Raw genomic sequence first — 9921 nt, 5'->3', positions numbered from 1 at the left:
AAGTCTATGCCGGCCAGCCACCCGAAAGCTACGAGCCCGTGACCCGGCGCCTGAGGCTCAGCGGCCATTCCACCAGCATCCGGCTGGAACGCAGCTTTTGGCGCATCCTTGACGGCATGGCGGCGCGCGAGGGGATGACGACGCCGGCCTTCGTCTCGCGCCTGCATGACGAGGTGCAGGAGATCCGGGGCGGCGTCCGGAACTTCGCTTCGCTGCTGCGCTGCGCCTGCCTGATCGAGATGCAGCAGGCGCGCGGGGCGGGCTTCACCATGGCGGCCGAATAAGGCCGAAAGGTGAAGCTGTAGTAACCTGCTACTGCCCGCCCCCGCCGGAAAGGCTGTAGCCAGAGGGAAAGGAAGAAGGGGAAGGGCACGATGGCCAGGGCGATCCATTCCATGATCCGGGTGCTGGACGAGGCGCGGGCGGTCGATTTCTACGACCGGGCCTTCGGGCTCAAGGTGGGCACGCGGCTGGACTTCCCGGCCTTCACGCTGGTCTACCTGCGCAATGCCGAAAACGACTTCGAGCTTGAGCTGACCATCAACAAGGACCGGACGGAACCCTATGACTTGGGCGACGGCTACGGCCACCTGGCGGTCTCGGTCGACGACCTGGAGGCGGAACACGCGCGGCTGACCGAACTGGGCTTCGGTCCGCGCAAGCTGGTCGATTTCGCACCCGCAGGCGAGGTCATCGCCCGCTTCTTCTTCATCGCCGACCCGGACGGCTATCAGATCGAGGTGCTGCAGCGGCAAGGCCGCTTTCGCTGAGGCAAGGCCCCGGGGAGGGGGCCGGACCCAAGGGAGGAGAGACATGAACAGGATCGACCGCGCCGGCATGACCCGGCGCGAGCTTCTGGCGCGCAGCGTCGCGGCAGGGGGCAGCCTTCTGGTCGGCGCAAGCTGGGTCACCGAACGCGGGGCCGCCTGGGCGTTGGAGGTCACGGCCCTGAAGCCCGAAACCATGGCGACGCTGGTGCAGATGGCGCGCGACATCTATCCCCACGATCGCATTCCCGACGACCGCTATGCGGTGGCCGTCAAGGGCTATGACATCGCTGACAAGGCCCCGATGGTCGAGGCCGGGATCGCGGCCCTTGATGCCGCCGCGCAGGGGCAGGGCCATCCGAGCTACCTCGGCGCCCTGTGGGAGGCCGAGCGCGTGGCCGTCCTGCGCGCCATCGAGAAGGGCGAGTTCTTCCGTACCATCCGCGCAGGCCTCGTGACCGACCTGTATAACCAGAAGGAGATCTGGCCGCTCTTCGGCTACGAGGGCGAAAGCTTCAGCCAAGGCGGCTACATCGACCGCGGCTTCAACGACATCGCCTGGCTGTAAGGGGAGGACCGGGAACATGGCTGCTCCGTTCAGCAACAGCGACGACAGCGTGGTCGTCATCATCGGCACCGGCGCGGGCGGCGGCACGCTCGCCAACGAACTGTCGCAGAAGGGCATTTCCGTCGTGGCGCTGGAGGCAGGCGGCCGCTACCTGCCCGAGGATTACGTCAACGACGAATGGGCAAGCTTCGCGCAACTGGCTTGGCTGGACACGCGCCGGTCCGACGGCAGCTTCCGGCTGTCGCGGGACTTCGCGGGCCTGCCCACCTGGATCGTCAAGGCGGTGGGCGGCACCACCACCCACTGGGCGGGCGCCTCGCTGCGCTTTCAGGACCACGAATGGAAGGCGCTGACGAACTATGGCCGGGTCGAGGGGGCGAACCTGATCGACTGGCCCATCGACGCGGGTGAGATGGACCCCTGGTACACGCTGGCCGAGGCCAGGATGGGCGTGACCCGCACCAACGGCCAGCCGGGCCTGCCGGGCAACAACAATTTCCTGGTGATGGAAAAGGGCGCCAAGGCCGTCGGCTACCAGGAGGTTCACACCGGCCGCATGGCGATCAACTCGATCGAATACGGCGGGCGGCAGGCCTGCCAGCAGACGGGCTTCTGCTTCCAGGGCTGCAAATGGGGCGCCAAGTGGTCCACCGCCTATACCGAGATCCCGCTTGGCGAGGAGACAGGCAACCTCGAGGTGCGCGAACGCTGCCACGCGGCGCGGATCGAGCATGACGACAAGGGCCGCATCACGGGCGTCGTCTATTTCGACAAGGACGGGGTGGAACAGCGGCAGGCCGCGCGGATCGTCTGCCTGGCGGGCAACACCATCGAAAGCCCGCGGCTCTTGCTCAATTCGGCCTCGGCGATGTTCCCGGACGGTCTTGCGAACTCCTCGGGGCAAGTCGGGCGCAACTACATGCGTCATGTCACCGGCTCGGTCTACAGCATCTTCGAGCGGCCGGTGCGGATGTGGCGCGGCACGACCATGGCCGGGATCATGCGCGACGAATCCCGCCACGACCCCGCGCGCGGCTTCGTCGCGGGCTACGAGCTGGAAACGCTGTCCTTGGGCCTGCCCTTCATGGCGGCCTTCCTCGACCCCGGCGCCTGGGGACGCGAGTTCACGAGCGCGCTGGACGGCTACGAGAACATGGCCGGCATGTGGATCGTGGGCGAGGACATGCCGCAGGAAACCAACCGGATCACGGTGGACACGGGCGTTCCGGACCAGTTCGGCCTGCCGACGCCGGTGGTCCATTACGACGACCATCCGAACGACGTGGCGATGCGCGACCATGCCTATGAGCGGGGGATCGCGATCCACAAGGCGGCGGGCGCGGTGCGGTCGCTGCCGACGCCGCCCTATCCGTCCACCCACAACATCGGATCGAACCGGATGTCGGACAATCCGCGCGACGGGGTGGTGAACCGCTGGGGACAGAGCCACGACATCCCCAACCTCTTCGTGTCGGACGGCTCGCAGTTCACCACCGGGGCGGCCGAGAACCCCACGCTCACCATCGTGGCGCTTGCGATCCGCCAGGCCGACCATATCGCCCGCGAGATGGGCGCGGGCAATCTTTGACGCACGGGTCAGAGCGGGCGACCGCTCTTTCCCCTTTCAACGGCCTGCCAAGCGCGCATCAGGGAGGATCAAGGATGAGGTTCCCGTTTCCGGCCATCGCCGCCGCCTGCATTGCCGCGGCGGCCCCTTCCTTCGGGCAGGATGCCACGCCCCAGGACGTGGCGCGGCTTGAAACCATGACCTGCCGCGAGTTCCTGACGCTCGATGCCGGGGGGCAGGCCAGCGTCAGGGCGGCGATGCAGGCCCATGTCTCGGACGAGCCCTTGCCCGACGCTCCCCTGCCTGTCCCCGACGCATCACCGAAAGGCGCAGCCGGCGTGGTCGAGGACCGGACGGGCGCCGACAGGACCGAGGCCCCGGCGGCGGAACCGGAGGCCCCCGGTGGCGGCACCGGCGCGCCCGAGGTCATCACCGGAGAGAACGAAAGCGGCAAGCTCGCCCCCGATGGCACCGAGGTGTCCGTAACCGACGAGGGCGGCGACCGCAGGCTGGTCGCGATGCGCACCTCATGCGAGGGCGGCCCGGATGCGCTGGCGCTGAACGCGCTGCGGGCGGCCTTCGGGAACAACCTGTGACAGCCGCCCGTCCCGCTGCGCGCCCGCAAGGGGCGGGACCCGGGACAAAGGCCGGGGGCAGGCGGCCCTTGCCTGCGGCCGCGTCGCCGCCCGCGGGCAGGGACCGCCGTGACGCGCCCCTGCCCGCAGTCTCGCGCAGATCCATCCGGGAGGAGTTCCAGCCATGTCACACCGCCTGACCATCGCCGCCTGTCTTGCCCTGCCGCTGCTGGCCGGGACCGCCTGGGCCCAGGACGCGCCCCAGACCGTGGGGGTCAGCGTCGAGGGCGCCGTGGTCGAGGTGCCTGTCGATCTCGCGGCACAGGCCTGCGGAATCAGCGCCGAGACGCTGCGCGAGCAGTGGGCGCAGCTCGGCACCCAGATCGCCACCATGGCCGAGACCTCGGTTGCGGCCGATGCCACCGACCTTGCGCCGGTGGCATCGGCCGAGGATACCCAGAAGGCCTCGGGCACGGGTCCCGCAGATACGGCCAGCGCCGGCGATGCCGGCATGGCAGGCGCCGGGCCGGGAACGGCCGCAGCCCCGGCAGGCAGCGGTGCAGAGGCGGCAGGCGGCGGCGATCTGGCTGCGGTCGCCACCGCCGCCTCGCCCGAGGCCAGCGCGGCCGAGAACCCCCAGGAAGCCTTGGACGATAGCGCCGCCCCGACCGAGGGCACCGCGCTGTCCAAGGCCGCCGTCTGCGAGATCGACGGGCAGAAGGCGGCCGGGCTCGGGATCGAGGCACCTGGCTGAGCCACGGCGCCTTCAGGGACCTCCCCGCTTGTCGTGCCGGGACTGGCCGAAGCTGGCTCGCCTGCAACTGATCTGGCCTGCCGGCTGCACGGGATCGCCCGATGCAACGAAAGCCCCCGGCCTGATGCCGCTCTGCGCCTAGCGCCTGGGGGCCAGCGCCAGGCCGCCGACACCCGAAGCGAAGATCACGGCCAGGCCGAGCAGGGCCAAGGGCTCCGGCCAGTCGCCGAAGACGAGGAACCCGATCACGGTGGCGGCGATCAGCTGGAAATAGATGAGGGGCGCCGAGACCGTCGCCGGCGTGGTCCGGTTCACGACCACCAGCAGATAGTTGCCGAAGGCGGAGGCGAGCGAGCTGACGATCACCAGCACCCAGATCCGCAGGTCGGCGCTTGCCGGAATGTCGGCAAGGCCCGCAGGCAGCAGCAGCACCGCCCCGATCACCAGTTGCGAGCCGAGCAGGAAGGGCGGCGGATAGAAGGCGGTCAGCCAGCGCGTCGCGGCAAGATACGAGCCGTAGAGCGTGCCCGCCATCACCGCGAAGATCATGCCGATCCCCATCTCGCCGCCGGGCCGGACGACCAGCAGCACGCCGGCAAATCCCAGCGCCAGCATCACCGTGCGCGCCCAGGACACGCGCTCGCCCAGCAGCAGGGCCGACAGCACATAGGCCACGATCGGGCCGATGAAGAAGGCGCCGAAGACATTCGCGATGGGCTCGGTCCGAAGCGCGGTCAGGATCGAGGAGATGGCGCCGACGATCAGACCCGCCCGCAGGATCAGCCGCCAGTCCAGCAGACGCCTCAGGCCGGACGGCCGCAGGCCCAGCACCCAGAACAGCAGCAGGGCCGCCAGCGCGAAACGCGACCAGGCCACGAACAGCGGCTGCACCCCCGCCCCGGTCAGCAGCTTGCCGGCCGTGTCGCCGCAGACGATCGCCGTGGTGGCAAGGACGACGAGGCCAAGAACCATCAGGGGCGCAGGGGTCTGCATCGGCATTTCCTTCAGTCCGCATCGGCGCGCTATCCGGCAGCGCGCAAGGCCGGATCGGAACCTCCCTCTCCCCTGCTGATGCAAGCCTGCCAGGCCCGCCGACGCAGGGCGGGGGGCGGCATGCCCATGGGCAGAGACCTGAGTTTGCAGGCAGGTTCAGAACATTGCTCCGCCAGATAGCCGGAAGAAAGGCAATGATGAAGCCCGCGCGCCGGGACACGGCCATGAAGGCGTGACATGCCGGGGCGCAATCCGCCTCGCCGCAGGCCAAGGCAGGGCAGACCGGCGGAACAGCCGTCCCGCCGAAGGCATGAGGGCACGGGACCAAGCCCGTCGGGATCGGCGGGAGACTTCAGGAGCGGCGCGTGCCGCCGATCCCCGGGTTGAAGCGCGCCAGCGGATCGAGGTCTTCGTAGAAGGCGGCAAGCTGGGGCTTGGCATGGTAAAGATGCCCCACGTTATGCTCGGCAGGATATTCGGCGCCCTCGGCGTCCAGCATCGCCAGCATGGCCTTCTTGAAGGCGGCCGGATCGGCGCCCTTCTTCAGCACATAGTCCAGATGGAAGACGTGGCAAAGGAAGTGGCCATAGGAAAGGGTCGCGGCGACCTTGTCCGCTCATTCCGGCGGCACCGGCTTGATCCAGTCGCGGTCGTTGCGGCGCAGCGCCACGTCCAGCGCCACCAGTCCCCCGGTGCGGCGGCGGTTCATCGCCTCGTAGCGGACCGCGGCGCCCGCCACCGCAAAGCGGTGCAGCATCGCCTTTGACCCTTCGGCGGGCGTGCAGCGGAACCAGCCGTCAGCCCCCACCGTCTCGGTCAGGATGCGCCCGGCCCGGTCGGACGGCGCTTCCACCCTGAGGATCAGGTGATGCTCGAAGCGGTTGCGGAAGTCGCGCATCCGGCGGGGCAGGCGGCCCGGCGCAAGCTGGCCCGCGACCTGAAGCAAGCGGTCGCTGAGGTCCGAGGTCAGGGGAATCTTGCGCAGCCGCGCATCCGCCCAGCCCTTCAGCGCGAACATCACCGGCATCCGGGCGGTGCCGAACCACTCGATGAAAAGCCGCGTGTCCCGGCCGAAGCGGGCCGCCATGTCCCAGGCCTCGCGGTGGATATACTCGCCCACGATCGGCAGCGGGTCGAGTTCGGTCAGCAGCCGACGGCGCAGGGTGGCAAGCGCGGCCGCGTCGTTGGTGCCGACATAAAGGACCTCGGCCGCGGCGGGGCGCGGGAAGCTGTCCAGCCGCACCGCGAAGACGGCGAGCCGCCCGGCGCAGCCCGAGGCCTCGTGCAGCCGCCCCGGATCGGCGTTGAAGCGGCCGGGCGTTTCTGCATCCACGTCGCGGACTCGTTCGGCATAGCCGTGATCGGACGCAGCGCCCGCCTGTGGATCGATGTCTTCGGGCCGGATCTCGCCCGCATCCAGTCGGCGCAGGATCGTCTCGGGATCGTTGCCGAGCCGCAGCCCGAGGTTGTTGACCAGCCGCAGCGTCCCGTCCGCATCCAGCCGGGCGAACAGCGCCAGTTCCGTGTAGGCCGGGCCCCGCCGCACCAGGGCGCCGCCCGAGTTGTTGCAGACCCCGCCCACGACCGAGGCGCCGATGCAGCTTGATCCGATCACCGAATGGGGATCGCGCCCCAGGGGATCGAGCCTGCGTTCAAGATCGTAAAGCGTCGCCCCCGCGTGGCAGACGACCTGCGCGCCGTCGAGGATCGTGTCGATCCGCGACAGCCGCAGCGTGTTCACGATGACCACGGGCCGGTCATAGGTGCCCTTGGGCGTCGAGCCCTCGGTCAGCCCGGTGTTGGCCGCCTGCGCGATCACGATCCGTCCCGCCTTCACGCAAAGCTGCAGCACCTGCCACAGTTCCAGCAGCGTGCCGGGGCGGACCACCGCCTCGGCCTCGCCCCCGCCGGAACGGTATCCCATGCGGAAGCGCTCGGTATCCTGCGGGCGGGTTAGGACGTGGCGCGGCCCCACGACTATGCGCAGCGCGTCGAGGAAGGCCGGGCCGGGATCGACGGGCGGGTGGTCTGTCCTGAAGTCTGTCGAGGAACGCTGCGTCATGATCGTGACCTCCGGTCGGATCGGCGATGACAGGGCAGCCCGGACGCAAGGGGGGCCGGGATGCGGATGAGGGGCAGACCGGTCTCAACCGCCGATCATGAGGACATGCAGGAATCCGGGGCCGTGCGCCCCCCGGACATAGCTGCCCTCGATGTCGGTGGTGCCGCTGGGACCGGTGATGAGGATGGCGTTGCGGGGCTGCGGCTGCCCCGCCATGCGCGCCGCATAGTCTTCGAGATGGGGCAGCAGGCTGCGTTCCTCGAGCACGACGATGTGGTGCAGCGGCAGGAAGGACAGCAGGATCGGCGCATCCGCCCCGGAGTGGATGACCAGCGATCCGGTTTCGGCGATGCCCCAGAGGGCAAGCCCCAGCGCGGCCGCTTGGTCAGGCGCGACGGCGTCATGGGTCTCGACACCAGTCCAGTCGAGCGCGGCGAGCGCCGGGGCGGGTTGCAGCGCCAGCGCCGGCGGCAGGCCGTGCCTGTCCAGATAGCGGCGGACCGCCATCGGAATCCCCGCCCTGTCGGGCAGATGGTCGAAACTCGTGCCGAGGGCCGAGGCTTTGCGCACGAACTCGGCCGCCAGCGTCGCTTCGACGGGCCGGGGACGGATGCTCTCGGGCGCTTCCAGCAGGGCGGCGGCCTCGGCGGCGATGGCTTCGGCAGGGGGCAGGGGCGCCGGGCGGGCGGCGCGGATGGCGGCAAGGATGCGGGCGCGGGCAGTCATCTGCGGCCTTCCTTCCGGGCCTGTTCGGCGCGGTACTGTTCCATGAAGGTCCGCCCCGAAGGGCGCGGCAGGTCGCGGTAGGCGGTCCAGCCGCCGGCCAGCGGCAGGCTGGCGATCCAGCCGCGGCGCCCGAACAGCCGCAGCGCCCGCACGCCGATGCGGCTGCCCAGGCGGTAAAGCGCCGGCCGCCGCGCCGCCATCGCCCAGAGGCCGAGGGCCGCGCGGACCGTCCGAGGCTCCAGCCGCTCGCGCCAGCTTCGCGTGCGCCAGGCCCGCAGCAGCGTGGGCAGAGGGATCTCGACCGGGCAGACCTCGGCGCAGCGGCCGTTCATGGTGCAGGCATGGGGCAGGTCGCGCGATTGCGCCAGCCCGTCCAGCACCGGCGTCAGCACCGCGCCCATGGGTCCGGGATAGGTCCCGCCATAGGCATGGCCGCCGATCTGGCGATAGACCACGCAATGGTTCATGCAGGCCCCGCAGCGGATGCAGCGCAGCATGTCGCGGAACTCGTCCCCCAGCATCCGCGTGCGGCCGTTGTCCACCAGGACGATGTGCATCTCCTCGGGGCCGTCGGCGTCGCCGGGACGCTTCGGGCCGCAGTGGAAGGTGGTGTATTGCGTCATCTCGCCGCCCGTGGCCGACCGGACCAGAAGCCGCAGCAGCGCAAAGGCATGGGCGGTGGACGGCACCAGCTTCTCGATCCCCGCCGTCACGATGTGGATGCGCGGCGGCGTGGTGGTCAGCTCGGCGTTGCCCTCGTTGGTGACGGTGCAGGTGGCGCCGGTGTCCGCGACCAGGAAGTTGGCCCCCGAGATGCCGATGTCGGCGCCCAGGAATTTGGCGCGCAACTCGCGCCGTGCGCTTTGCACCATGGTCGCGGGATCGTCCGCGGCGGGCGGCGGATGGTGGGCTTCCTTGAACAGAATGGCCACCTGCTCGCGGGTGCGGTGCATCGCGGGCCAGACGATATGCGAGGGCCGCTCGCCCGCAAGCTGGATGATGTGCTCGGCCAGGTCCGTCTCGACCCGCTCGATCCCGGCGTCGGCCAGCGCATGGGGCAGGCCGATCTCTTCGCCCAGCATCGACTTGGCGCGAGTCACCAGCTTGGCGTTCGCGTCAAGGCAGATGCGGGTGATGATGGCGCGGGCCTCGGCGTCATCAGTGGCCCAGTGGACGGTCGCGCCCGCGGCGGTGGCGTTCCGTTCGAACATCTCGAGGTAATGGTCGAGATGGGCGATGACATGGTCCTTGATGGCGCGGCCCCGTGTGCGGGCGGCCTGAAACTCGGGGAAGGCCGTGACCGCGGCCGCGCGCTTGCGCTCGGCGTTGCCGGTGGTCCGGTCGATGGCGAGTTTCAGGACCGCGTTCTTCAGTTCGGCTTGGGCGCGTTCCTTGAAGCCTGCCTGCGGCGCGTTCATGCTCAGCCCTCCTCGCCGATGGCGGGGCCGCCCGCGCGGCCCGCGATGACCTCGATGGTATGGAAGCAGCGGGTCTTCGCACCACGCCGGTGCAGCTTGCCCGCCATGTTCATCAGGCAGCCGAGGTCGCCCGACAGCAGCAGTTCGGCCCCGGTGCGCTCGATCGCCTCGGCCTTTTCGGTGACGATGGCGTTCGAGATGGAGGAATATTTCACGCAAAAGGTGCCGCCGAAGCCGCAGCAGACGTCGTTGCCCTCGAGCCCCCGCATTTCAAGCCCCTCGACTTGGGCAAGAAGCGCGCGCGGCTGCGCGGCGATGCCGAGTTCCCGCAGGCCCGCGCAACTGTCGTGATAGGTGGCCGTCGCGTCAAGGCGGCGCCCCTGCGGCCGGTAGTCCATGACATCGACCAGGAAGCTGGTGATCTCGTGGGTCTTCCCGGCAAAGTCGCGGGCGCGGGCGGCCCATTCCGGGTCGCCCGCCAGCAGTTCGGG

General features: G+C 69.8%; 10 protein-coding genes and 1 pseudogene. 6 read left to right on the top strand and 5 right to left on the bottom strand.

The genetic code is table 11. The annotated features are described in order from the left end of the window. The 6 genes from Q4F04_RS13275 to Q4F04_RS13250 all read left to right on the top strand — a co-directional run. Positions 1–284, top strand: a 284-nt coding sequence (locus Q4F04_RS13275) for a ribbon-helix-helix domain-containing protein (RefSeq protein WP_303370291.1), incomplete at its 5' end; no start/stop codon positions are given. A gap of 90 nt (positions 285–374) precedes the next feature. Next, positions 375–770 (top strand): VOC family protein, encoded by a 396-nt coding sequence (locus Q4F04_RS13270; RefSeq protein WP_303370290.1) that lies wholly within the window; start codon positions 375–377, stop codon positions 768–770. Between the two features lie 43 nt (positions 771–813). Continuing rightward, positions 814–1335: a Twin-arginine translocation pathway signal gene (locus Q4F04_RS13265; protein WP_303370289.1), complete on the top strand. Its 522-nt coding sequence runs from the start codon at positions 814–816 to the stop codon at positions 1333–1335. Positions 1336–1351: 16 nt separating this feature from the next. Further along, positions 1352–2923 carry a GMC family oxidoreductase gene (locus Q4F04_RS13260; protein ID WP_303370288.1) on the top strand — a complete coding sequence of 524 codons (1572 nt, stop codon included), beginning with the start codon at positions 1352–1354 and terminating at the stop codon, positions 2921–2923. A 74-nt stretch (positions 2924–2997) separates the two neighbouring features. Next, a complete protein-coding gene (locus Q4F04_RS13255) occupies positions 2998–3498 on the top strand; it encodes an HdeA/HdeB family chaperone (protein ID WP_303370287.1) in 501 nt (166 codons plus the stop codon). A gap of 163 nt (positions 3499–3661) precedes the next feature. Further along, complete coding sequence (locus Q4F04_RS13250; protein ID WP_303370286.1) at positions 3662–4231, top strand: hypothetical protein; 570 nt, start codon at positions 3662–3664, stop codon at positions 4229–4231. Between the two features lie 138 nt (positions 4232–4369). Here the strand turns inward: Q4F04_RS13250 and Q4F04_RS13245 are convergent, their stop codons facing one another. The 5 genes and pseudogenes from Q4F04_RS13245 to Q4F04_RS13225 all read right to left on the bottom strand — a co-directional run. Continuing rightward, on the bottom strand, positions 4370–5224 hold the full coding sequence (locus Q4F04_RS13245) for a DMT family transporter (protein ID WP_303370285.1): 855 nt from the start codon (positions 5222–5224) through the stop codon (positions 4370–4372). 352 nt (positions 5225–5576) lie between these two features. Continuing rightward, positions 5577–7286, bottom strand: a pseudogene (dld, locus tag Q4F04_RS13240) (D-lactate dehydrogenase). Positions 7287–7370: 84 nt separating this feature from the next. Continuing rightward, positions 7371–8012, bottom strand: coding sequence for an LUD domain-containing protein (locus Q4F04_RS13235; protein ID WP_303370284.1), 642 nt, complete (start codon positions 8010–8012; stop codon positions 7371–7373). Continuing rightward, a complete protein-coding gene (locus Q4F04_RS13230; RefSeq protein ID WP_303370283.1) occupies positions 8009–9430 on the bottom strand; it encodes a lactate utilization protein B in 1422 nt (473 codons plus the stop codon). The genes Q4F04_RS13235 and Q4F04_RS13230 overlap by 4 nt, the downstream gene beginning before the upstream one ends. 2 nt (positions 9431–9432) lie before the next feature. Continuing rightward, on the bottom strand, positions 9433–9921 hold a 489-nt coding region (locus Q4F04_RS13225; RefSeq protein WP_303370282.1), incomplete at its 5' end, for a (Fe-S)-binding protein.

Source organism: Paracoccus sp. (in: a-proteobacteria) (assembly GCF_030536915.1).
In the GTDB taxonomy this organism is placed as follows: domain Bacteria; phylum Pseudomonadota; class Alphaproteobacteria; order Rhodobacterales; family Rhodobacteraceae; genus Paracoccus.
Note: the sequence above shows the minus strand (reverse complement) of the source record. Positions and strands in the feature narration are given on the sequence as shown.